The organism is Streptomyces sp. NPDC058246, assembly GCF_042881985.1.
In the GTDB taxonomy this organism is placed as follows: Bacteria; Actinomycetota; Actinomycetes; order Streptomycetales; family Streptomycetaceae; genus Streptomyces.
In genome coordinates this window covers 15,116-38,143 of sequence record NZ_JBHVWZ010000014.1, presented here as the reverse complement: position 1 = coordinate 38,143, position 23,028 = coordinate 15,116, and the positions used below count along the sequence as shown (strand labels likewise).

At 70.5% G+C, this 23,028-nt stretch carries 18 protein-coding genes; 13 read left to right on the top strand and 5 right to left on the bottom strand.

Features of this window, described 5'->3' with window-relative positions:
* Positions 1 to 3 precede the first annotated feature (3 nt).
* The 3 genes from ACFVXA_RS21340 (at position 4) to holA (ending at position 2,601) form a co-directional block, all read left to right on the top strand.
* Positions 4 to 846 (top strand): arylamine N-acetyltransferase, encoded by an 843-nt coding sequence (locus ACFVXA_RS21340; protein ID WP_390026010.1) that lies wholly within the window; start codon positions 4 to 6, stop codon positions 844 to 846.
* A 266-nt stretch (positions 847 to 1,112) separates the two neighbouring features.
* Entirely contained in the window at positions 1,113 to 1,358 is a 246-nt protein-coding gene (locus ACFVXA_RS21335; RefSeq protein WP_362018261.1) for a hypothetical protein, read from the top strand.
* A 256-nt stretch (positions 1,359 to 1,614) separates the two neighbouring features.
* Positions 1,615 to 2,601, top strand: coding sequence for a DNA polymerase III subunit delta (gene holA, locus ACFVXA_RS21330; RefSeq protein WP_383744214.1), 987 nt, complete (start codon positions 1,615 to 1,617; stop codon positions 2,599 to 2,601).
* Between the two features lie 498 nt (positions 2,602 to 3,099).
* Here the strand turns inward: holA and rpsT are convergent, their stop codons facing one another.
* Positions 3,100 to 3,366, bottom strand: coding sequence for a 30S ribosomal protein S20 (rpsT, locus tag ACFVXA_RS21325; RefSeq protein ID WP_362018263.1), 267 nt, complete (start codon positions 3,364 to 3,366; stop codon positions 3,100 to 3,102).
* A gap of 258 nt (positions 3,367 to 3,624) precedes the next feature.
* On the opposite strand from rpsT, the gene lepA reads away from it, so the two are divergent.
* Together lepA and ACFVXA_RS21315 are read left to right on the top strand one after the other, a co-directional pair.
* Positions 3,625 to 5,493, top strand: a complete 1,869-nt coding sequence (gene lepA / locus ACFVXA_RS21320) for a translation elongation factor 4 (protein WP_362018264.1) — start codon at positions 3,625 to 3,627, stop codon at positions 5,491 to 5,493.
* Positions 5,494 to 5,797: 304 nt separating this feature from the next.
* Complete coding sequence (locus ACFVXA_RS21315; protein ID WP_362018266.1) at positions 5,798 to 7,672, top strand: AMP-dependent synthetase/ligase; 1,875 nt, start codon at positions 5,798 to 5,800, stop codon at positions 7,670 to 7,672.
* A gap of 168 nt (positions 7,673 to 7,840) precedes the next feature.
* On the opposite strand, the gene ACFVXA_RS21310 is transcribed toward ACFVXA_RS21315, so the two are convergent.
* Together ACFVXA_RS21310 and ACFVXA_RS21305 are read right to left on the bottom strand one after the other, a co-directional pair.
* Entirely contained in the window at positions 7,841 to 8,425 is a 585-nt protein-coding gene (locus ACFVXA_RS21310) for a two-component system response regulator (protein WP_390026007.1), read from the bottom strand.
* Positions 8,426 to 8,437: 12 nt separating this feature from the next.
* The gene (locus ACFVXA_RS21305) at positions 8,438 to 12,313 is read right to left on the bottom strand and encodes a HAMP domain-containing protein (protein ID WP_390026005.1); all 3,876 of its coding nucleotides are present in this window, start codon (positions 12,311 to 12,313) and stop codon (positions 8,438 to 8,440) included.
* 103 nt (positions 12,314 to 12,416) lie between these two features.
* Here ACFVXA_RS21305 and ACFVXA_RS21300 point away from each other — a divergent pair, with 103 nt between their 5' ends.
* Both ACFVXA_RS21300 and hemW read left to right on the top strand, forming a co-directional pair.
* Entirely contained in the window at positions 12,417 to 14,579 is a 2,163-nt protein-coding gene (locus ACFVXA_RS21300; protein WP_390026003.1) for a SpoIIE family protein phosphatase, read from the top strand.
* Between the two features lie 199 nt (positions 14,580 to 14,778).
* The gene (gene hemW / locus ACFVXA_RS21295) at positions 14,779 to 16,011 is read left to right on the top strand and encodes a radical SAM family heme chaperone HemW (protein ID WP_390026001.1); all 1,233 of its coding nucleotides are present in this window, start codon (positions 14,779 to 14,781) and stop codon (positions 16,009 to 16,011) included.
* Between the two features lie 54 nt (positions 16,012 to 16,065).
* Here the strand turns inward: hemW and ACFVXA_RS21290 are convergent, their stop codons facing one another.
* On the bottom strand, positions 16,066 to 16,875 hold the full coding sequence (locus ACFVXA_RS21290; RefSeq protein WP_362018276.1) for a DUF3097 domain-containing protein: 810 nt from the start codon (positions 16,873 to 16,875) through the stop codon (positions 16,066 to 16,068).
* Between the two features lie 31 nt (positions 16,876 to 16,906).
* Positions 16,907 to 17,647 (bottom strand): MBL fold metallo-hydrolase, encoded by a 741-nt coding sequence (locus tag ACFVXA_RS21285; protein ID WP_384400385.1) that lies wholly within the window; start codon positions 17,645 to 17,647, stop codon positions 16,907 to 16,909.
* 170 nt (positions 17,648 to 17,817) lie between these two features.
* Here ACFVXA_RS21285 and hrcA point away from each other — a divergent pair, with 170 nt between their 5' ends.
* The 6 genes from hrcA (at position 17,818) to ACFVXA_RS21255 (ending at position 22,972) form a co-directional block, all read left to right on the top strand.
* Positions 17,818 to 18,834, top strand: a complete 1,017-nt coding sequence (hrcA, locus tag ACFVXA_RS21280; protein WP_362018280.1) for a heat-inducible transcriptional repressor HrcA — start codon at positions 17,818 to 17,820, stop codon at positions 18,832 to 18,834.
* Positions 18,835 to 19,971 (top strand): molecular chaperone DnaJ, encoded by a 1,137-nt coding sequence (dnaJ, locus tag ACFVXA_RS21275; RefSeq protein WP_362018281.1) that lies wholly within the window; start codon positions 18,835 to 18,837, stop codon positions 19,969 to 19,971. It begins immediately after the preceding gene.
* A 78-nt stretch (positions 19,972 to 20,049) separates the two neighbouring features.
* A complete protein-coding gene (locus ACFVXA_RS21270) occupies positions 20,050 to 21,144 on the top strand; it encodes a nitronate monooxygenase (protein ID WP_362018283.1) in 1,095 nt (364 codons plus the stop codon).
* Positions 21,141 to 21,890 (top strand): 16S rRNA (uracil(1498)-N(3))-methyltransferase, encoded by a 750-nt coding sequence (locus tag ACFVXA_RS21265; RefSeq protein WP_390025999.1) that lies wholly within the window; start codon positions 21,141 to 21,143, stop codon positions 21,888 to 21,890. Before ACFVXA_RS21270 ends, ACFVXA_RS21265 begins: the two co-directional genes overlap by 4 nt.
* An 18-nt stretch (positions 21,891 to 21,908) precedes the next feature.
* On the top strand, positions 21,909 to 22,301 hold the full coding sequence (locus tag ACFVXA_RS21260) for a VOC family protein (protein WP_362018287.1): 393 nt from the start codon (positions 21,909 to 21,911) through the stop codon (positions 22,299 to 22,301).
* 101 nt (positions 22,302 to 22,402) lie between these two features.
* Positions 22,403 to 22,972 carry a hypothetical protein gene (locus ACFVXA_RS21255; protein ID WP_362018289.1) on the top strand — a complete coding sequence of 190 codons (570 nt, stop codon included), beginning with the start codon at positions 22,403 to 22,405 and terminating at the stop codon, positions 22,970 to 22,972.
* Positions 22,973 to 23,028 lie beyond the last annotated feature (56 nt).

The following is a 23,028-nucleotide window of genomic DNA, read 5'->3' as shown; positions in this document are numbered from 1 at the left end:
CTCATGAATTCAGCACAGGCCGACGCCTACCTCCGCCGGATCGGGGCCCAGCACCCCGCGTGGCCCACGTCCGATGTGCTCCGCGAGCTTCAGCTGCGCCATCTGAAGTCGGTGCCGTTCGAGAACCTGTCGATCCACCTCGGTGAGGCGATCGTGCTGGAGGAGAAGAGGCTGCTGGACAAGGTGGTGGGCGCTCGCAGAGGCGGCTTCTGCTACGAACTGAACGGGGCTTTCGGAGCGTTGCTCGGGGCACTGGGCTTCGATGTGACGCTGCTCGCGGCCCGGGTGTACGGCGAGGAGGGGCGGCTCGGGGTTCCGTACGACCATCTGGCGCTGCGGGTGCGGACGGTGGACGGAGGCGACTGGCTGACCGATGTCGGGTTCGGGGCGCACAGCCACTATCCGTTGGCCTTCGGCGAGCGGGGGGAGCAGAAGGATCCGGGTGGTGTGTTTCGGATCGTCGCGGCGGGGCCCGACGCGGCGGGGGTGCGCGGTGTCGGCGGATCGCGGGAGGGCGAGGATCTCGATGTCGAGCGGAACGGCAAGGCGCAGTACCGCCTGGAGGTGCGGCCGCGGGTGCTCGGTGACTTCGTCTCCGGCGCCTGGTGGCACAGCACCTCGCCGGTGTCGCATTTCGGGCAGTCGCTGGTCTGCTCGCGGGTCACGGAGGACGGCGGTCGCATCACCCTCAGCGGCCGGAGCTTCACGGTGACGACGGCCGACGGGACGAAGCAGGTGTCGGAACTGGCCACGGACGAGGAGGTGTTGGCCACCTATCGGGAGCGCTTCGGGATCGAGCTGGAGCGGGTCCCGGAGGTGCGGGAGAGGGGAAGGGCGGGGGAGTGAAGGGGCGAGGGTAAAAGGGGGAGGGGGAAGGGGGGAGGGGCGAAGGGGGGAGGGGCGAAAGGGGGGAGGGAGAGGCGAAAAGGGGGGAGGGAGAGGCGAAAAGGGGGAGGGGTGAAGGGGGGAAGAGTGACCGGGCGGTCACGTCGGGCATCGGGTCATGCGCGCGCGCCGGGCGCCGGGGCGCCGGGGGTGTCCCCTGTGGTGACGTCCGAGCGTCACCTGCCCCGGCGTCGGACGGGTGGTCGGGAGTATCGGAAAATGTCTTCGTGAGTGATGTGAGACATGTGTTGGTGCTGCCCGACCGCGATGCCGCGGAAGAGGCGGCGGAGGCGCTCGGCGAGCGGTTCGTGCTCGATGAGGAGCCGCAGCTCGTACGAGACGCGCTGGCCGGTGAGGACGATGCCGAGGACGCGCAGTGGCTCCTGGTCCTCGGGGACCCCGAGGAGCGGCTCGACCCCAAGGAACTGGACGCGTTCGCGGGGGAGTGGGACGGCTGGCGCGAGGAGCCGTAGGGCTCCGCTGGGGGAGCGGCGCGGAGCGCTGGGGAGCTGTTGGGGGTGGTGGGGAGCTGCGGGGGGCTGCGGGGGGCTGCACAACGCGGATGTTCGGTGGCTCGGCCGCGGGGCGGCCGTGGCTGCTCGCGCGGTTCCCCGTGCCCCTGACCGGACTCGGCAGGGAACGGCTCGGCTGTCGCCAAGGGGCGTGCCGCCGCTGCTGCGCCGGCCCGACCGGTCCGCGTTGTCAGTGGCGCATGGGATGCTTTCGGTGATGGCCAAGAAGACCGCTCAAGACGACCCTCTCGCCCCCGTCACGCTTGCCGTGGGCCAGGAGGATCTCCTGCTCGACCGTGCCGTGCAGGAGGTGGTGGCCGCCGCCAGGGCTGCCGACGCCGACACGGATGTACGGGACCTCACCCCGGACCAGTTGCACCCCGGCACGCTTGCCGAGCTGACGAGTCCGTCGCTCTTCTCCGAGCGCAAGGTCGTGGTCGTACGCAATGCGCAGGATCTTTCGGCCGACACCATCAAGGACGTGAAGGGGTATCTGGAGGCGCCGGCCGAGGAGATCACCCTGGTGCTGCTGCACGCGGGTGCCGCCAAGGGCAAGGGGCTGCTCGATGCCGCGCGCAAGGTGGGGGCGCGGGAGGTGGCGTGCCCCAAGATGACGAAGCCGGCGGATCGGCTGGCGTTCGTGCGGGGGGAGTTCCGGGCGCTGGGCAGGTCTGCCACGCCGGAGGCGTGTCAGGCGCTCGTCGATTCCATCGGGAGTGATCTGCGGGAGCTGGCGTCCGCGGTGTCTCAGCTGACCGCCGATGTCGAGGGGACGATCGACGAGGCGATCGTCGGGCGGTATTACACGGGGCGGGCGGAGGCGTCGAGTTTCACGGTTGCCGACCGGGCCGTGGAGGGGCGGGCCGCGGAGGCGTTGGAGGCGCTGCGGTGGTCGCTGTCCACCGGGGTCGCGCCTGTGCTGATCACGAGTGCGCTGGCGCAGGGGGTGCGGGCGATCGGGAAGCTGTCGTCCGCGCGGGGCGGCCGACCGGCCGACCTTGCCCGTGAGCTCGGGATGCCGCCATGGAAGATCGACCGGGTGCGGCAGCAGATGCGCGGGTGGACGCCGGACGGGGTTGCCGTTGCCCTGCGGGCCGTCGCGGAGGCCGATGCCGGCGTCAAGGGCGGTGGGGATGATCCTGAGTACGCCCTGGAGAAGGCGGTTGTGGTCATCGCTCGGGCGGCTCGGTCTCGCCGGGGATAGAGGACCCGAGGTTGGTGCCGGGGCAGTACAGGCTTCGCCTCCGCCGCTCCCGCTGCCCCTGACCTCCCGCCCCTGACCTCCCCAGGCTCGCGGCTTCGCTCGAGCAGGGATCTGAGCAGGGATCTGAGCAGGGACCCGAGCAGGGTCCCGAGTAGGGATCTGAGCAGGGACCCGAGCAGGGAGGGGTCCCCGATTCGTCTCCGGGGGCTGCGCTCCCAGACCTTCCCCTCCGGCCGGACAGCTTCGTCCTCGAACGCCGGACAGCTTCGTCCTCGAACGGCGGACGGACTGAACTGGGCAGAAAGCACCGAAGACCCCGCCCCCTCCTGGGGAAGGAGGGTGAGCAGGGCCTTCGGTTCAAGATGGTGGATCCCACGCCCGCGTGGCGAACGCAGGCCGCGCGTGGGTCCGGGGTGCCGGTCAGGAGCGGATGAGAGGGCCCGCTTGGTCCCTTCCGGCGGTCAAGTCAGGGGTTGAGCCCGAGTGGGCCCAGCCGACTCAGCCCTTGAGGGCAGCGACCTTCGAAGCAAGCGCCGACTTCTTGTTGGCGGCCTGGTTCTTGTGGATGACGCCCTTCGAGACGGCCTTGTCGAGCTTGCGCGAAGCATCGCGCGTGTACTCGGTGGCCTTCTCGACGTCACCCGCGGCAGCGGCCTCGCGGGCCTTGCGGATCGCGGTCTTCAGGGAAGACTTGACGGCCTTGTTGCGCAGCCGGGCCTTCTCGTTGGTCTTGATCCGCTTGATCTGGGACTTGATGTTCGCCACGAATGAGCCTTTACAGGTTCAGGCGCGCGAGACAGCACGTCTCGCCCACCGTTTGATTTCCTTGGGGTGTGCCTCCTGCAGAGAGGGCATGAGACACAGCCACCCAGGCTACCAGCCGCCGTGCGACCGGCCCAAACCGGTCTCCGGCCCCCTAGCTCACGCGGCCCAAACCGGTCGCAGCTCCCCACCCGTGGGACCATGGAGCCTACGTATCGATCCGACCCGAGGCGACAGGCGCCTCAAGAGACAGGACCCTGCGTGCCCGCGACCCCTAACAATGTGCCCGAGCCGAGCCGTACCGCCCCGGCTCTGATCCGCAATTTCTGCATCATCGCGCACATCGACCACGGCAAGTCCACGCTCGCCGACCGCATGCTCCAGCTGACCGGGGTGGTCGAGCAGCGGCAGATGCGCGCTCAGTACCTCGACCGCATGGACATCGAGCGCGAGCGCGGCATCACGATCAAGTCCCAGGCGGTCCGGCTGCCCTGGGCCCCGTCCGAGGATCCGGGCAACACCCACATCCTCAACATGATCGACACCCCCGGGCACGTGGACTTCACGTACGAGGTGTCCCGGTCGCTGGCCGCCTGTGAGGGGACCGTTCTCCTCGTCGACGCCGCCCAGGGCATCGAGGCCCAGACCCTCGCCAACCTCTACTTGGCGATGGAGAACGACCTCAAGATCATCCCCGTACTGAACAAGATCGACCTGCCGGCCGCCCAGCCGGAGAAGTTCTCCGAGGAGCTCGCCAACCTCATCGGCTGCGACCCCGAGGACGTACTGAAGGTCTCCGCCAAGACCGGCCTGGGCGTCGAGGCGCTGCTGGACAAGGTCGTCGCCGAGATCCCGGCACCGGTCGGTGTCGAGGACGCCCCTGCCCGCGCCATGATCTTCGACTCGGTCTACGACTCCTACCGCGGTGTCGTGACGTACGTACGAGTCATCGACGGGCAGCTCAACAAGCGTGAGCGGATTCGGATGATGTCCACGGGGGCCACGCACGAGCTCCTGGAGATCGGGACCAATTCGCCCGAGATGCTGCCCGCCGACGGGCTCGGTGTCGGTGAGGTCGGTTATCTGATCACCGGTGTGAAGGACGTCCGGCAGTCCAAGGTCGGTGACACCATCACCACCCTGCACAAGGGCGCGACCGAGGCGCTCGGCGGGTACAAGGACCCCAAGCCCATGGTCTTCTCCGGGCTGTATCCGCTGGACGGGTCGGACTACCCCGAGCTGCGCGACGCGCTCGACAAGCTGCAGCTCAACGACGCCGCGCTGGTCTATGAGCCGGAGACCTCGGCGGCGCTGGGCTTCGGCTTCCGCGTCGGCTTCCTCGGGCTGCTGCACCTCGATGTGATCCGCGAGCGGCTCGAGCGTGAGTTCGGACTCGATCTCATCGCCACCGCGCCGAACGTCGTGTACCGCGTGCTCATGGAGGACGGCACCGAGCACACGGTCACCAACCCGAGCGAGTTCCCCGAGGGGAAGATCAGTGAGGTGTACGAGCCCGTCGTGCGCGCCACGATCCTCGCGCCCTCCGAGTTCATCGGCTCGATCATGGAGCTGTGCCAGACCCGGCGCGGCACTCTGCTCGGCATGGACTATCTGTCCGAGGACCGGGTCGAGATCCGCTACACGCTGCCGCTCGCGGAGATCGTCTTCGACTTCTTCGACCAGCTGAAGTCCAAGACCCGCGGCTACGCCTCGCTCGACTACGAGCCCACCGGCGAGCAGACCTCCAGCCTGGTCAAGGTCGACATCCTGCTGCATGGCGACAAGGTCGACGCGTTCTCGGCGATCACCCACAAGGACCAGGCGTACGCCTACGGTGTGCGGCTCGTCGCCAAGCTGCGCGAGCTGATCCCGCGGCAGGCCTTCGAGGTGCCCATCCAGGCGGCCATCGGCTCCCGGGTCATCGCCCGCGAGACCATCCGCGCCATCCGCAAGGACGTCCTCGCCAAGTGCTACGGCGGTGACATCTCCCGCAAGCGGAAGCTGCTGGAGAAGCAGAAGGAAGGCAAGAAGCGGATGAAGATGGTGGGCTCTGTGGAGGTTCCGCAAGAGGCCTTCATCGCCGTTCTGTCCAGCGACGACAGCGGTGGGTCGGCCAAGGGCAAGAAGTAGCCGACGCGGCGGGGGGCGGACTCCGTTCCAGGCCGCCGCCCATCGGAGCAAAACGGGGCAGAAGAGGGGCTCGTCGCGTGACAGTGCGACGGGCCCCTACGCGTGCGTAACGTTGCGCTCTGTAGGAAGTGACAGGCCGCCGCCTCTTACGCGCCGGGCGGACGCGCTCTACTCTGATCTCTGCTCGATAGTTACTCGCGAGTTAAACAACAGCATGCGAGTGAAAACACAGCCGCAACCCAGCCAGCCGCACAGCAGTCGATCGAGCCAGTCGCACGCACTGTCGCGGGCCCCGGAGGATGTCGTGAGCGACACACAGACCCTGATCGAGAACCGTCCGCCGTCCGTGGCGGCCCTCTTCCTGGAGCGCGTGGCGGCTACGCCGGACGCCGAGGCCTACCGTTACCCCGTGCCACCGGCCTCCGGTGAGGGCCCGGACGAATGGAAGTCGCTGAGCTGGGCGCAGGCAGCCGAGCGGGTCTTCGCCATCGCGGCCGGTCTGATCGAGCTGGGGGTGCAGCCGGAGCAGCGCGTCGCGCTCGCCTCCTCCACGCGGGTCGAGTGGATACTGGCCGACCTCGGCATCATGTGCGCGGGCGCGGCCACGACGACCGTGTATCCGCAGACCAACGCCGAGGAGTCGGCGTTCATCCTCTCCGACTCCGAGAGCAAGGTGCTGATCGCGGAGGACGCGGCGCAGCTCGCCAAGGCGCGGGAGAAGCGCGCCGAGCTGCCTGAGCTCACGCATGTCGTGGTCATCGACCCCGCCGGTGTCGAGACCGGTGACTGGGTCCTCACGCTGGCCGAACTGGAGGCGCGGGGTGCCGCCTATCTGGAGAAGAACCCCGATCTGATCAAGGAGAAGGTCGGCGCGATCACCGCCGACCAGCTCGCGACCCTCATCTACACCTCCGGCACCACGGGCCGACCCAAGGGTGTCCGTCTCCCGCACGACAACTGGTCGTACATGGCGAGGGCGATCGCCGCGACCGGCCTCGTCGGCCAGGACGACGTGCAGTACCTGTGGCTGCCGCTCGCGCACGTCTTCGGCAAGGTGCTCACCTCCGGCCAGATCGAGGTCGGGCACGTCACCGCCGTCGACGGCCGCGTGGACAAGATCATCGAGAATCTGCCGGTCGTCCAGCCGACGTACATGGCCGCCGTGCCGCGCATCTTCGAGAAGGTCTACAACGGGGTCGCGGCCAAGGCGCGGGCAGGCGGTGGCGCCAAGTACAAGATCTTCCAGTGGGCCGCCGAGGTCTCCCGCGAGTACGCGAAGGTCAGCCAGGACAACTTCCGCCGCACCGGCACCGCCTCCGTCCCCTTCTCGCTCGGCGCCAAGCACAAGGTCGCCGACGCGCTCGTCTACGCCAAGATCCGCGAGGCGTTCGGCGGCAACCTGCGCGCCTGTGTCTCCGGCTCCGCGGCCCTCGCGCCCGAGATCGGCTACTTCTTCGCCGGCGCCGGCATCCACATCCTGGAGGGCTACGGCCTGACCGAGTCGTCCGCGGCCTCCTTCGTGAACCCCGGCGAGGCGTACCGCACCGGCACGGTCGGCAAGCCGCTGCCCGGCACCGAGGTGCGCATCGCCGACGACGGCGAGATCCTGCTGCGCGGCCCCGGCATCATGGAGGGCTACCACGGGCTGCCCGAGAAGACCGCCGAGGTCCTGGAGGCGGACGGCTGGTTCCACACCGGCGACATCGGCGAGCTGTCCCCCGACGGCTACCTGCGCATCACGGACCGCAAGAAGGACCTCATCAAGACCTCCGGCGGCAAGTACATCGCGCCGGCCGAGGTCGAGGGCCAGTTCAAGGCCGTCTGCCCCTACGTCTCCAACATCCTCGTGCACGGCGCCGACCGGAACTTCTGCACCGCGCTCATCGCCCTCGACGAGCCGTCCATCCTGGACTGGGCGAAGGAGAACGGCCTCGCGGGCAAGTCGTACGCCGATGTCGTCGCCGCGCCCGCCACGGTCGCCCTGATCGAGGGCTACGTCAAGGAACTCAACGACGGCCTCCAGCGCTGGCAGACCATCAAGAAGTTCCGCCTCCTCCCGCGCGACCTCGACGTCGAACACGGCGAGATCACCCCCAGCCTGAAGCTGAAGCGCCCGGTCGTGGAGCGGGAGTACAAGCACCTCATCGACGAGATGTACGCGGGGACGCGCGAGGCATAGCCGTGCGGACGGGGGCGCCCCGGGGCCTGCTGGGGGTGCGGGGGTCGTCCCCCGCGGGGATGCAGCCAAGCACCTGATCGACGAGATGTACGCGGGGACACGCGAGGCGTGATCTCGGCGGCTCGCGGGGGCACGGCGTGATCTCAACCGGTCTGCGGGGGCGGGGCGTTACCTGCCTCGTCCCCGGCGCATCTCCCGTAGCAGTTCCTCCATCTGCCGTACCTGGTGGCGTAGATCGAAGACGTCCTGGAGGCTGCTGGCCGCCATGAGGGTCTCGATCTTCCTGAGGCGGCCGGCGAGTTCGTCGAACTGTTCCTGTTCGCGGGCGAGCATGCGTTCCAGCTGCTGGTTCTTGCGGTGGAGGTCGAGGAAGACGGTGACCTTGGCGCGCAGCACCCAGGGGTCGAAGGGTTTGGTCAGATAGTCGGCGGCGCCGGTCGCGTAGCCGCGGAAGGCATAGCCCGCGTCGGCGTCCGTGCCGGTCAGGAAGATGATCGGGACGTCCTTCGTCTGGTCGAGCCGCTTGATGTTCGCGGCGGTCTCGAAGCCGTCCATGCCCGGCATCCGGATGTCGAGCAGCACGACGGCGAACCGCTGCCGCAGCAGGGCCTTCATCGCCTCCTCGCCCGAACGCGCGCGCACCAGCGGCTCGTTGAGGGACCCCAGGACGGCCTCCAGCGCGATCAGGTTGTCCTCCATGTCGTCGACCAGGAGGATGCTGGCGCGCTCGTCGGTCGTTTCCTCAGCGCTCATGGTGACTGTGCCTCACTCAGTCGTCGGCGGAACCGTGGGCTCCCCTGATGTGCTCGGTCCCGGTACCACCGCGCCGTTGGCACCGCTCCGCTCCAGGCCGTCCGTGCTCTCCGCGTCGAGGAGGGCGCAGACGACCGTGAGGAGCTGGTCGACGTCCACCGGCTTCGGTACGTAGTCGTTGGCACCCCGGGCGATGGACTTCTCGCGGTCGCCGGGCATCGCCTTCGCGGTCAGCGCGACGATGGGCAGGCCGGTCCAGCGGGGGGTGCGCCGGATGGCGGAGATCGTCTCGTACCCATCCATCTCCGGCATCATGATGTCCATCAGGACGAGTTCGACGTCGGGGTTGCGCTCCAGGGTCTCGATGCCCTCGCGGCCGTTCTCCGCGTACAGGACGGGCATGCCGACGCGGCCCAGGACATGGGTGAGCGCGAAGACGTTGCGGATGTCGTCGTCCACGATCAACACCCGTCGCCCCGGCAGTACTTGGCCCGCCCTGCCGGATTTCCAGGCCTCCAGCTTGGTGGGCGTCGGCCAGGTGTCGTCGGTGTCGTGCGCGGTGTACGGCTCGCTGGACAGCTGCTCGGGCACGGCTGCCGGACGGTCCTCGGGGGCGGGCCCCGTCGCCGCGTGCCCGGGGCTCACGACAGGGACGTACAGGGTGAAGGTGGAACCCTTGCCGGGCTTGCTCTCCGCGATGATCCGGCCGCCGAGCAGTCCGGCGATCTCCCGGCTGATGGACAGGCCGAGGCCGGTGCCGCCGTACTTGCGGTTGGTGGTGCCGTCGGCCTGCTGGAACGCCTCGAAGATGACCGGGAGTTTCTCCGCGGCGATGCCGATACCGGTGTCGCTGACCGCGAAGGCGATCACGTCGTCGCTGTTCTCGCGGGTGTAGAGGTGCTCCGGGTCCTTGATGCGGTTGACGCGCAGCTCGACCCGGCCGCTGGCGGTGAACTTGATGGCGTTCGAGAGCAGGTTGCGCAGGATCTGCTGGAGCCGCTGCTCGTCGGAGTACATCTCGCGCGGTACGTCCTCGCCGACCGCCACCTCGAAGGCGAGCCCCCGGTCGATGGTGAGCGGGCGGAAGGTGGCGTGGACGTAGTCGAGCAGCTTGATGAGCGGGAGCCGCTTCGGGCGTACGTCCATGCGGCCCGCCTCGATCTTCGACAGGTCCAGGATGTCGTTGATGAGCTGGAGGAGGTCGGAGCCCGAGCGGTGGATGGTCGTGGCGAACTGGACTTCCTGGTCGGAGAGATGGCCGTCCGGGTTGTCGGAGAGGAGGCGGGCGAGGATCAGCAGCGAATTGAGGGGCGTGCGCAGTTCGTGCGACATGTTCGCCAGGAACTCCGACTTGTACTGCGACGAGGTCGCCAAGAGGGCCGCTTTCTCCTCCAGTTCGGCGTTCGAGCGCTGCAACTCCGCCTGCTGTGACTGGAGTTCGTCCGAACGGTCCTGCAGCTGGATGGCCAGCCGCTGGGACTCGCCGAGCAGCGACTCGGTACGGGAGTTGGCGATGATGGTGTTGATGGCGACGCCGATGGTGTTCACGAACTGGTCGAAGAAGGCCAGGTGGACGTCGGAGAAGCGGGAGAAGGAAGCGAGTTCGATGACGCCGAGCAGCTTGTCCTCGAAGAGGATCGGGATGATCACGACGCTCGCCGGGGCCGCCTCGCCCAGACCGCTGTTGATCTTGATGTAGTCCGGCGGGGCCTCCTCGACGAGGATCCGCTTCTTCTCCCGCGCGGCCTGCCGCACCAGCCCGTGCACCGGCATGCCGCCCGTGTCGACGGTCGCGCCCTGCGCCGAGCCGTATCCGGCGATGAAGGCCAGCCCCTTGGCGGGGACGGCCGTGTGCAGCGAGGCCCCGTCCTCCTCCGGGTCGGCCAGGAAGAAGGCGCCGTACTGCGCGTTCACCAGCGGGGTCAGCTCGCGCAGGATCAGGTCGGCGACCTCCATCAGGTCCCGGTGGCCCTGCATCAGCGCGGCGAGACGGGCCAGGTTCGACTCCAGCCAGTCCTTCGCGCGGGTGGTCTCGCGGAGGTTGGCCACCATCAGGTTGATGTTGTCCTTCAGCTCGGCGACCTCGCCCTGGGTCTCCACGGTGATGGAGCGGGACATGTCGCCCTGGGCCACCGCGGAGGCCACCTCGGCGATCGCGCGGACCTGGGTGGTGAGGTTGGAGGCGAGCTCGTTCACGTTCGTCGTGAGGCGCTTCCAGGTGCCGTACACGCCCTCGACCCGTGCCTGGCCGCCGAGCTGGCCCTCGGAACCCACCTCGCGGGCCACCCGGGTGACCTCGGAGGAGAAGGAGGAGAGGGTGTCGACCATCGTGTTGATGGTGGTCTTCAGTTCGAGGATCTCGCCGCGCGCGTCCACGTCGATCTTCTTGGAGAGGTCGCCCTGGGCCACGGCGGTGGCCACCTGGGCGATGTTCCGCACCTGTGATGTCAGGTTGTCGGCCATGTAGTTGACGTTGTCGGTGAGGTCGCGCCACACGCCGGAGACGCCGAGCACCTGGGCGCGCCCGCCGAGCCGGCCGTCGGTGCCGACCTCGCGGGCCACCCGGGTCACCTCGTCGGCGAAGGCGCGCAGCTGCTCCACCATCGTGTTGACGGTGTCCTTCAGCTCCAGGATCTCGCCGCGCGCGTCGACGGTGATCTTCTTCGAGAGGTCGCCGTTGGCGACGGCGGTCGTCACCTGGGCGATGTTCCGTACCTGCGACGTCAGGTTCAGGGCCATGAAGTTGACGTTGTCGGTGAGGTCCTTCCAGACGCCCGACACTCCGCGCACCTGCGCCCGGCCGCCGAGGTTTCCCTCGGTGCCGACCTCGCGGGCGACGCGGGTGACTTCGTCGGCGAAGGCGGAGAGCTGGTCGACCATGGTGTTGATCGTCGACTTGAGTTCGAGGATCTCGCCCTTCGCGTCGACCGTGATCTTCTGGCTCAGGTCGCCGTTGGCGACGGCCGTGGTGACCTGGGCGATGTTGCGGACCTGGGAGGTCAGGTTCGAGGCCATGAAGTTGACGTTGTCGGTGAGGTCCTTCCAGACCCCCGACACGCCTCGCACCTGGGCCCGGCCGCCCAACTGCCCCTCCGTGCCGACCTCGCGGGCCACCCGGGTCACCTCGTCGGCGAAGGCGGACAGCTGGTCGACCATCGTGTTCACGGTGAGCTTCAGTTCCAGCAGCTCGCCGGTCGCCTCGACGGTCACCGTACGGGTCAGGTCGCCGCGCGCCACCGCCGTGGTCACCAGGGCGATGTCCCGCACCTGGGCCGTCAGCCGGGACGCCATCGTGTTGACCGCCTCGGTCACGTCCCGCCAACTCCCGGACAGACCCGTCACCTTGGCGCGGCCGCCGAGCCGTCCCTCGGTGCCGACCTCACGGGCGACCCGCGTGACCTCGCCGGTGAACAGGGAGAGCTGGTCGACCATCTTGTTGACCGCGCGGCCCAGCCGGCGCAGGTCGCCGCGGAGCTGGCGATTGCCGTCGTGCAGATCGACGCGCTGGGTGAGATCGCCGCCGGCCACCGCGTCCAGGACGCGCGTCGCGTTCGCGGCGGGGGCGACGAGCGCGTCGAGGAGCTGGTTCACGTCGTTGACGCGGGTCGTCCAGCTGCCCTGGCCCGGGCTGGCCGAAAGACGCTCGTCGAGCCGCCCGTGCCGGACCAGCTCCCGCCGGACGCGCTGCACCTCGGAGTTGAAGTGGGTGCTGCGGTCCATGATCTGGTTGAACATCGTGCTCAGATCGGCCACCAGCCCGTGCCCGGTCTCCGGCACCTTGGTGAAGTCACCGTCCCGCGCGGCGGTCATCGCGGCGAGCAGCGGACGCAGATCCGATGCTCGAATCTGTCCGTCTTCGAGCGCATGCATACCACTGTTCTCACTCATGGCGGCCCACTTCGGTAACTCGGCGCTTATGGGCGTGGCCAGTCTGTCACTCTGTCCGCATCGCCTGAGGCGTATTCGTCCGATCTGCTCAGGGAGCTGCACAGTGGGGGCCATTCCGACGCAACGGGAGTCCATGGCGCGTGCCCCCGACGCACCCGCGCACCACCGCGCCGGCCGGCGAGCCATGGCCCACACCTCGCTGCCGGGCACTCCGCTCGCTCCCGGCGCCGCCCGCCGCTTCGTGCGCGGCGTACTCGCCGAGTGGGTGGAACGCGCCCTGCCCGTCGCCGAGGTCATCGACGACCGGCTCACCGACGACGCCGTCGTCGTGGTCAGCGAACTCGTCACCAACGCCGTCGTGCACGCGGGCACCGACGTGGAACTGCTGTGTCACCTCGACAGCCCGGACGACGGCCCCCCGGGGCCGCTGGTCGTCGAGGTCTCCGACCACCATCCCGCACGCGGGGTACGCGACGACAGCGTCGAACGGCCTTACGGCACACCGGAGTACGGGCGGGGGTTACGGCTCGTGGCCGCGCTGTCCGAGGCCTGGGGGATCACGTACCGGCCGGGCGTGAAGACCGTGTGGGCGCGGCTGCCGGTGGGCGGGGGCGGGGATGCGTGCGCCGACGCTCTTGCGGACGTCGGTGGGTTCGAGAACGCCGTGGAGAAGAGGTCGGAGAAGGGGACGGAGAGGGCGGAGGAGAGGGCGGAGACAGAGGCGTACGCCGGTGGGCAGGCCCTTGGGAGCGGGCTGCGGGGCGGCGAGACGCTGACCCCCGAGATACCCGGGCCGGAGGGGCCCGCCCTTGGGGTGACGGCCCCTGAGGTGCCTGCGCTCGGGATGACCGGCCCGGAGATGCCCGCCCCTGAGAAGCCCGCCCCCGAGGCCCTCGCCTTCGAGCTGCTCGCCCCCGAAATACACGCGCCCGAGCCCGGCCGGAACCCCCGCCAAGGCCAGGACTGGCTCAATCGCGGCGCCCTCTCCTTCCTCGCCGAGGCCTCGGACCTGCTGGCCGGGCAGCTCGACGAGGACCTGGTGGCCGCGCTCGCCGGGCAGCTGATCGTGCCGCGGCTCGCCGACTGGTGCGCGGTGTGGCTGGAGGACGAGGCCACCGACCGGGCGGGCGGCCTCGGCTTCGCCCTGGGCCCCCGGCTCGCCCGCGTCTGGCACGGCAGCGAGAACCGCATCGAGGAGCTGCGCGGCGCCCTGGAGAAGGACCCGCCGCGACTGCCCGACTCCGTACGCTCGCGGGCCGTCCCCGTGCCCTGGCCCGGTGAGGCGCTGGGCGGGCGCGGGGCGAGCGGGGCGGCGCTCGCGTACCGGCTGATCGCGGGCGGCCGGCCGCTGGGCACGCTCGTCATCGGGCGGGCCGGCCTGACCGGCTTCGCCGACGAGATCACCGGGCTCGTCGAGGACCTCAGCCGCCGTATCGCCCTCGCCATCGGCGCGGCCCGGCAGTACGCGCGCCAGGCCACCATCAGCCGGGTGCTCCAGCGTGGCCTGCTGCCCGGCGCGGTCGCCGAGATCCCCGGGGTGCGCAGCGCCCTGGTGTACGAGCCGCTCGACAAGGGCGGGCCCAGCGGCGACTTCTACGACCTCTTCCCGGCGGGCGACGGACGCTGGTGCTTCGCGGTGGGCGACGTCCAGGGCAAGGGGCCCGAGGCAGCCGTCGTGATCGGCCTCGCCCGGCCCTGGCTGCGGCTGCTGGCCCGCGAGGGCTACGACGTCGCGGACGTCCTCGACCGCCTCAACCAGCTCCTGCTCGACGACGCGACCGAGGCGGCGGACGCGGCGGCCCGGGCACTGGTGGCGGCGGGCGGCCCGGGGCTCGGCGCGGACCTCGGGCCGCAGACGCGTTTCCTGTCCATGCTGTACGGCGAGCTCGTCCCCTTCGACGGCGGTGTGCGCTGCACCATCGCCTCCGCCGGACATCCGCTGCCGCTGCTGCTCGGTCCCGACGGTGCCGTACGGGAGGTGGCGCGGCCGCAGACCCTGCTCGGCGTCTTCGAGGACGCCGGGTACATCTCCGAGACGTTCGAGCTGCACCCCGGGGACACTGTGCTGTGTGTCACGGACGGGGTGACGGAGCGGCGCAACGGGCCGCGTCAGTTCGATGACGACGACGGGCTGGCGAAGGCGCTCGCGGGGTGCGCCGGGCTGAGCGCCGAGCCGATCGCGGAGCGGATCCGCAGGCTGGTGCACGAGTTCGGGGCGGGGCCTCCCGAGGACGACCTGGCGTTGCTGGTGCTCCAGGCCGAGTAGCGGACCGGGCTTCGCGCCCTCCGCCCCTTGCCGCCGCGCATCTGAGGCCTCCGCCCCTAGCCGTCCCCTCTCTGAGGCCTCCCGCCCCTACCCGTCCCGTCTCTGAGGCCTCCGCCCCCAGCCCCCTTGTAGGGCTTCGCGCGCGGCCCCGGACGCCGGACGGGCTGAGTACCGTCGTCCGTGCTGGACAATGGAGGGCATGCCTTCCGCACTCCCCGACGGTGAGCCCGTCCCCGACGACGGGGCGTTGCCCGCGCACGCCCTGGCCGGGGCGGCCGAGCGGCCCCTCGGGTTCTATCTGCACGTGCCGTACTGCGCGACCCGCTGCGGCTACTGCGACTTCAACACCTACACGGCGACCGAGCTGCGGGGCACCGGAGGCGTGCTCGCCTCCCGCGACAACTACGCGGAGACGCTGATCGACGAGGTCCGCCTCGCCCGCAAGGTCCTAGGCGACGACCCGCGCCCCGTCCGCACGGTCTTCGTCGGGGGCGGCACGCCGACGCTGCTGGCCGCCGGCGATCTCGTACGGATGCTGGGGGCGATCCGCGACGAGTTCGGGCTGGCGGAGGACGCGGAGATCACCACGGAGGCGAATCCGGAGTCGGTCGACCCGGCGTATCTGGCGACCCTGCGGGCCGGGGGCTTCAACCGGATCTCCTTCGGCATGCAGAGCGCCCGGCAGCACGTACTGAAGGTGCTCGACCGCACGCACACCCCCGGCCGCCCCGAGGCCTGCGTCGCCGAGGCACGCGCGGCGGGCTTCGAGCATGTGAACCTGGACCTGATCTACGGCACGCCCGGGGAGTCCGACGACGACTGGCGCGCGTCCCTGGAGGCCGCGCTCGGCGCCGGGCCCGACCACATCTCCGCGTACGCCCTGATCGTCGAGGAGGGCACCCAGCTCGCCCGCCGCATCCGCCGCGGCGAGGTCCCGATGACGGACGACGACGTCCACGCCGACCGCTACCTCATCGCGGACGAGGTGATGTCGGCGGCGGGCTTCGACTGGTACGAGGTCTCCAACTGGGCCACTTCGGAGGCCGGCCGCTGCCTGCACAACGAGCTGTACTGGCGCGGCGCCGACTGGTGGGGCGCGGGTCCCGGCGCCCACAGCCACGTGGGCGGGGTGCGCTGGTGGAACGTCAAGCACCCGGGCGCGTACGCGGCGGCGCTGGCCTCCGGCCGCTCCCCGGGCGCCGGCCGCGAACTCCTCTCCGAGGAGGACCGCCGCGTGGAGCGGATCCTCCTGGAACTCCGCCTCCGCGAGGGCTGCCCGCTGTCCCTGCTCCGCCCCGACGGCCTCACCGCCTCCCGCCGGGCGCTGTCGGAGGGCCTCCTCGAAGCCGCTCCGTACGAGGCCGGTCGCGCCGTCCTGACGCTGCGCGGGCGGCTGCTCGCAGATGCCGTGGTCAGGGATCTGGTGGACTGAGACCCGGAGTGTCCGTGGATCCCATGGCAGCCGACTTCGGGACACCGCCCCCCGTCACACGGCGCCGTTGGCCGTGACGAAATCGATCAACTCCTCCACCCGGCCCAGGAGTTCCGGCTCCAGGTCCTTGTAGGAGCGGACGCGGGACAGGATGTGCTGCCAGGCGGCGCCGGTGTTCTCCGGCCAGCCCAGGGCGCGGCAGACGCCCGTCTTCCAGTCCTGGCCACGGGGCACGCGCGGCCACCCCGCGATGCCCACGGACGACGGCTTCACCGCCTCCCAGATGTCGATGTACGGGTGGCCCACCACGAGCGCGTGCTCGCTCGTGACCGACTCCGCGATACGGGACTCCTTGGTGCCGGGGACGAGGTGGTCGACGAGGACGCCCAGCCGTGCGTCCGGGCCCGGGTCGAAGTCCGCGACGATCGACGGGAGGTCGTCGATGCCCTCCAGGTACTCGACGACCACGCCCTCGATGCGCAGGTCGTCGCCCCACACCCGCTCGACCAGTTCGGCGTCGTGGCGGCCCTCCACATAGATGCGGCTCGCGCGGGCCACCCGGGCGCGGGCGCCGGGGACGGCGACCGAACCGGATGCCGTGCGGGTGGGGCGTGCCGGCCCCGAAGCGGGCCGTACGAGCGTCACCACCCGGCCCTCCAGCAGGAACCCCCGCGGCTCCAGCGGGAACACCCGGTGCTTGCCGAAGCGGTCCTCCAGGGTCACCGTGCCCGCCTCGCAGCGGATCACCGCGCCGCAGAAGCCGGTGTCGGGCTCCTCGACCACCAGGCCGGGATCCGCGGGGACCTCGGGCACGGGCTGGGGCTTCTTCCACGGCGGGGTCAGGTCCGGAGAGTACTGGCGCATTCGGATGACGATAGGAGAAGTCCCCGGCCCGCTACGAGGACACGCCGAAACGTGTCGCCAACGCGTCCCGCTGCGCACGGACAAACGCCGCATTCACCACTGCCCCGTGCCCCGGCACGTACACCGCGTCCGCCCCGCCGAGGTCGAGCAGCCGGTCCAGGGCGGCCGGCCAGTGGGAGGGAACGGCGTCGGGACCCGCCTGGGGTTCGCCCGACTCCTCCACCAGGTCGCCGCAGAAGACGATCTCCGGTGACGACGCCGATCCGGAGACCAGGACCACCAGGTCGTGGCCCGTGTGACCCGGACCCACGTTCGCCAGCAGCACCTGGACCCCGCCGCCCAGGTCCAGGGTCCACTCGCCGGACACCAGGTGGCGCGGGTGCACCAGAAGGTCCGCGGCCTCCGCCGCCTCGTCCGGGTCGAGACCGTTGCGTACGGCGTCCGCGCGCAGCTCCTCGCGGTCGTGCGCGAGGACGGTGTCCAGTCCGACCGCCCCGTACACCTCCACACCCGCGAACGCCGCCGCACCGAAGACGTGGTCGAAGTGGGGGTGCGTGAGTGCGAGGTGCGTCACGCGGCGCTCCGGGCCGAGCAGCCGCCGCGCCTCGGTGCGCAGCAGCGCGCCCTCCCGCAGGCTCGACCCGGCGTCGATCATCAGCGCCGCGCCCTCGCCCACCACGAGCCCGGCCGTGCAGTCCCAGACCGGAAGCCGCCGCCGCCCGACCCGGGGTGCCACCCGTTCCCATCCCGGCTCTTCCCAAGTCACGCTCATACCCAGACGCTAGCTGTGCGATCGTCCCGCGCACGACCTGGCGGGGCCGCCCTTGCCGGGGCCGTACCCCACGGCCGTACACTGGGCCGGGGAACGCTGGCACTCGTGTGCGCTGAGTGCCAGGCCGAAGGTCACCAGGACCACGGGACGAAATTCTGGAGGTGTGCGCGATGCTCAGTGAACGCAGGCTCGAAGTGCTGCGCGCCATCGTCCAGGACTACGTGGGGACCGAGGAGCCGGTCGGTTCCAAGGCGCTCACCGAGCGGCACCGCCTCGGGGTCTCCCCGGCGACGGTCCGCAACGACATGGCCGCGCTGGAGGACGAGGGCTACATCGCCCAGCCGCACACCAGCGCCGGGCGCATCCCCACCGACAAGGGCTACCGGCTCTTCGTCGACAAGCTCGCGGGCGTGAAGCCGATGACCGCGCCGGAGCGCCGCGCCATCCAGAACTTCCTCGACGGCGCCGTCGACCTCGACGACGTGGTGGGGCGGACGGTCCGGCTGCTCGCCCAGCTCACCCGGCAGGTCGCCGTCGTGCAGTATCCCTCGCTGACGCGCTCGACGGTGCGGCACGTGGAGCTGCTGTCGCTCGCCCCCGCGCGCGTGATGCTGGTGCTGATCACGGACACCGGCCGGGTCGAGCAGCGCATGATCGACTGCCCGGTGCCGTTCGGGGAGACCTCGCTCGCGGATCTGCGGGCCCGGCTCAACAGCAGGATCGCGGGCCGCCGCTTCGCGGACGTCCCGCAGCTGGTGCAGGACCTGCCGGACGCCTTCGAGGCGGAGGACAGGGGTACGGTCGCGACGGTGCTCTCCACTCTCCTGGAGACGCTGGTCGAAGAGACCGAGGAGCGGCTGATGATCGGCGGTACCGCCAATCTCACCCGCTTCGGACATGACTTCCCTCTCACCATCCGGCCGGTGCTCGAAGCGCTGGAGGAGCAGGTCGTGCTCCTCAAGTTGCTTGGGGAGGCCGGGGATTCGGGCATGACCGTACGGATCGGTCACGAGAACGCCTATGAGGGACTCAACTCCACGTCCGTCGTCTCCGTCGGCTACGGTTCGGGCGGCGAGGCAGTAGCCAAACTCGGCGTGGTAGGGCCCACGCGCATGGATTACCCGGGAACGATGGGAGCGGTACGAGCGGTGGCACGGTACGTCGGACAGATCCTGGCGGAGTCGTAAGTGGCCACGGACTACTACGCCGTACTCGGCGTGCGCCGCGACGCGTCCCAGGACGAGATCAAGAAGGCGTTCCGGAGGCTCGCTCGCGAGCTGCATCCGGACGTCAACCCCGATCCGAAGACGCAGGAGCGGTTCAAGGAGATCAACGCCGCGTACGAGGTGTTGTCGGACCCGCAGAAGAAGCAGGTCTACGACCTCGGCGGCGACCCGCTGTCCCAGTCGGGCGGCGCGGGCGCCGGCGGCTTCGGCGCGGGCGGCTTCGGGAACTTCTCGGACATCATGGACGCCTTCTTCGGCACGGCGTCGCAGCGCGGGCCCCGCTCGCGTACGCGCCGGGGCCAGGACGCCATGATCCGGCTCGAGATCGAGCTGGACGAGGCGGCCTTCGGCACCACGAAGGACATCCAGGTCGACACGGCCGTCGTCTGCGCCACCTGTAACGGTGAGGGCGCGGCGCCGGGGACCTCGGCCCAGACGTGTGACATGTGCCGCGGTCGCGGTGAGGTGTCCCAGGTGACGCGGTCCTTCCTGGGCCAGGTCATGACGTCCCGTCCCTGCCCGCAGTGCCAGGGCTTCGGGACCGTCGTCCCGACGCCGTGCCCCGAGTGCGCGGGCGACGGCCGGGTGCGGTCGCGTCGGACCCTGACGGTCAAGATCCCCGCCGGTGTCGACAACGGCACGCGGATCCAGCTCGCCGGCGAGGGCGAGGTCGGACCCGGTGGCGGCCCCGCCGGTGACCTCTACGTCGAGATCCACGAGCTGCCGCACGCCGTCTTCCAGCGGCGCGGCGACGATCTGCACTGCACGGTCACCATCCCGATGACCGCCGCGTCACTCGGTACGAAGGTGCCGCTGGAGACCCTCGACGGGCTGGAGGAGGTCGACATCCGTCCCGGCACCCAGTCCGGGCAGTCGATCCCGCTGCACGGGCGTGGAATCACCCACCTGCGGGGCGGTGGCCGGGGTGATCTGATCGTGCACGTCGAGGTGATGACCCCGACCAAGCTCGACCCCGAGCAGGAACGCCTGCTGCGGGAGCTGTCCAAACTGCGCGGCGAGGAGCGGCCCACGGGTCAGTTCCAGCCGGGGCAGCAGGGGCTGTTCTCGCGGTTGAAGGACGCGTTCAACGGTCGGTGACAGGTGCTTTTGCGCCTGGCGTATGCCGGGCGGAAGGCCGGATTCGGACTTGTACGGAGGACGTGACAACATGCCGTCATGTCCTCCGCACTGACCGATCTCTTCCCTCACCCGATCGTGCAGGCCCCCATGGCGGGCGGCGTCGCTGTGCCGCAGCTCGCGGCCGCCGTGTCCGAGGCCGGGGGGCTCGGCTTCCTCGCCGCCGGGTACAAGACCGCCGACGGCATGTACCAGGAGATCAAGCAGCTGCGGGGGCTCACCGGCCGCCCCTTCGGGGTCAATCTGTTCATGCCGCAGCCCGAGTACGCGGACCCCGCCGCGGTCGAGGTCTACGCCAACCAGCTCGCCGGTGAGGCCGCCTGGTACGAGACCGAGCTCGGCGACCCGGACAGCGGCCGCGACGACGGCTACGACGCCAAGCTCGCCGTCCTTCTCGACAACCCGGTGCCCGTGGTCTCCTTCCACTTCGGCGTCCCCACCCGGGACGTCCTGGACTCGCTCGCCCGCGCCGGCACGCTGACGATGGTCACCGCGACGACCGCCGAGGAGGCGCTGGCCGTACAGCGGGCGGGCGCCGCCGCGGTCGTCGTCCAGGGCGTCGAGGCGGGCGGCCACCAGGGCACCCACCGCGACAACCCGGAGACGGACGGCACGGGAATCGGACTGCTCTCGCTGATCGCCCAGGTCCGCGAGACCGTGCAGATCCCGATCGTCGCGGCCGGCGGCATCATGCGCGGCAGCCAGATCGCCGCGGTGCTCGCGGCGGGCGCCGGCGCGGCCCAGCTCGGCACCGCGTTCCTCGCCACCCCCGAGTCCGGCGCCAACGCCGTGCACAAGCAGGCGCTGACCAACCCCCTCTTCGTCCGCACGGAGCTGACGCGCGCGTTCTCCGGCCGCCCGGCACGCGGCCTGGTCAACCGCTTCCTGCGCGAGCACGGCCCGTACGCGCCCGCCGCGTACCCCGAGGTCCACCACCTCACCTCCCCGCTGCGCAAGGCGGCCGCCCAGGCGGGCGACGCGCAGGGCATGGCGCTGTGGGCCGGACAGGGCCACCGCATGGCCCGCGAACTGCCCGCCGGTCAGCTCGTGGAGGTGCTGAAAGCCGAACTCGCCGACTCCAAGACAGCGTTGTCGTCTCTCCCGGAGTCCCCGGAAGGGGGTGCGGGCCGATGACCGCGCCGGTGTTCGTGGTCGATCACTTCGACGCGGGCGGCGGCGGACGCTATGTCCTCGACGGCCCCGAGGGGCGGCACGCCGTCTCCGTGAAGCGGCTGCGGCCCGGCGAGGACGTCATCCTCACCGACGGGGCCGGGCGCTGGGCGGACTGTGTGGTGCTGGACACCGAGGGCAAGGACCGGCTGATCGTCCGGATGGACTCGGTGGCCGAGGAACCGGCGGAGGAGCCCCGTGTCACCGTCGTCCAGGCCCTGCCCAAGGGTGACCGGGGCGAGCTGGCCGTGGAGACCATGACCGAGACCGGCGTGGACGCGATCGTCCCCTGGGCGGCCTCCCGCTGCATCACGCAGTGGAAGGGCGACCGGGGCCTGAAGGCGCTCGCCAAGTGGCGTGCCACGGCTCGGGAGGCCGGCAAGCAGTCGCGCCGGGTCCGCTTCCCCGAGGTCGCGGACGCGATGACGTCCAAGCAGGTTGCCGCGCTTCTCGCCAAAGCCGATCTCGCGGCGGTGCTGCACGAGGACACGGAGTTCGGCACCGAGCCGTTCGCGACCGCCGAGCTCCCCTCCACCGGGGAGATCGTGCTGGTCGTCGGCCCCGAGGGCGGGATCTCTCCCGAGGAGGTCGCGCTGTTCACCGGTGCGGGCGCGAGGACGTTCCATCTGGGGCGTACCGTGCTGCGTACATCGACCGCCGGGACCGTGGCGACGGCGCTGCTGCTGGCCCGCAGCGGCCGCTGGTCCTGACAGGCACGGGGGCTCGCCTTGGAACTCGCTCAAGTACGGCTGCTGGTCTCGGACTTCGCCGCCTGCTACCGCTTCTACGCCGAAGTGCTCGGACTCAAGCCGCAGTCGGGCGCCGCGCAGGGGCCGTACGAGAAGTTCAGTCCCGCCACCGGCTCGGCGGGGATCGCCATACAGGACCGGTCGATGATGGCGGCGGTGATAGGTGAGCTGGGGGACCTGGCGACGGGGCATCGGTCGCTCGTGGTGTTGCGGGTGGACGACCTGGACGCGTACTGCGAGCAGATCGTCTCGCGTGGGGCGACGCTGTTGCACGGGCCCGCCCCCATGACCGAGCGCATGCGCGTCGCCCATCTCAAGGACCCCGAGGGGAACCTCGTGGAACTCCAGGAGTGGCTGCTGCTGCGCGGCTGAGACGGGTTTTGCCGCCTCCTGCGACCTCCTTCGGGTGGTTCTCCCCATCGTGGCCGCATGCGGTCTACCGCCCTTCGCGGGAGAGTGGCACGCTGCCGTGCATGGGGGCTTTGAGGCGTATTAGGCGTCGGACGGGGCGTCGGCAGGTGTTGACGGCCGTCGGGCTCGGAGCGGCCGGGGTGTTCGGTGTGGCCGCGTGCGAGCCGGGGAACGGGCTGAGTTCGGCCACGGTCGCGTACACGACCGACCGGACCGCGACCAAGGAACTCGAACGGCAGCATGTGAACGTGCGCTGGCTCACCTGCACGGCCTCGTACGGCGGCGCCAACAAGGCCTACACGCCCGGGAAGTCGCCCTCGCCAACCGAGAACACGGTCGCCAGCGTCGACTGCCAGGGGCAGTCGGACGACGGGCGGGACATCACCGTCAAGGGCAAGGTCACCCGGGCCGTCGACGGCGCGTGCGTCCGCGGGGACCTGGTCGCCACGGTGGGTGGCAAGCAGTGGTTCCACGTGAGCGGGCTGGGTAACTGCGATGCCACCAACACCCCGAATCCGCCCATCTCGTACCACCCCACGAACGGGCAGCCCAACCCCACCGTCACCGTCACCGTGACGAAGACCATGTGGTGCAAGGGCGACCCCACCTGCTGGCCCTCCCAGGGCAAGTGACCTGGCCGATGACCTGCCGGGTGCCCGTCCGGGTCGCCGCCCGGCCGGACCGTCCC

Coding starts and splice junctions, on each gene's coding strand:
- ACFVXA_RS21340 (WP_390026010.1), top strand. CDS start 4: ATGAATTCAGCACAGGCCGACGCCTACCTCCGCCGGATCGGGGCCCAG.
- holA (WP_383744214.1), top strand. CDS start 1,615: ATGGCCAAGAAGACCGCTCAAGACGACCCTCTCGCCCCCGTCACGCTT.
- ACFVXA_RS21310 (WP_390026007.1), bottom strand. CDS start 8,425: ATGAGCGCTGAGGAAACGACCGACGAGCGCGCCAGCATCCTCCTGGTC.
- ACFVXA_RS21305 (WP_390026005.1), bottom strand. CDS start 12,313: ATGAGTGAGAACAGTGGTATGCATGCGCTCGAAGACGGACAGATTCGA.
- hemW (WP_390026001.1), top strand. CDS start 14,779: ATGCCTTCCGCACTCCCCGACGGTGAGCCCGTCCCCGACGACGGGGCG.
- ACFVXA_RS21290 (WP_362018276.1), bottom strand. CDS start 16,875: ATGCGCCAGTACTCTCCGGACCTGACCCCGCCGTGGAAGAAGCCCCAG.
- ACFVXA_RS21285 (WP_384400385.1), bottom strand. CDS start 17,647: ATGAGCGTGACTTGGGAAGAGCCGGGATGGGAACGGGTGGCACCCCGG.
- hrcA (WP_362018280.1), top strand. CDS start 17,818: ATGCTCAGTGAACGCAGGCTCGAAGTGCTGCGCGCCATCGTCCAGGAC.
- ACFVXA_RS21270 (WP_362018283.1), top strand. CDS start 20,050: ATGTCCTCCGCACTGACCGATCTCTTCCCTCACCCGATCGTGCAGGCC.
- ACFVXA_RS21265 (WP_390025999.1), top strand. CDS start 21,141: ATGACCGCGCCGGTGTTCGTGGTCGATCACTTCGACGCGGGCGGCGGC.
- ACFVXA_RS21255 (WP_362018289.1), top strand. CDS start 22,403: ATGGGGGCTTTGAGGCGTATTAGGCGTCGGACGGGGCGTCGGCAGGTG.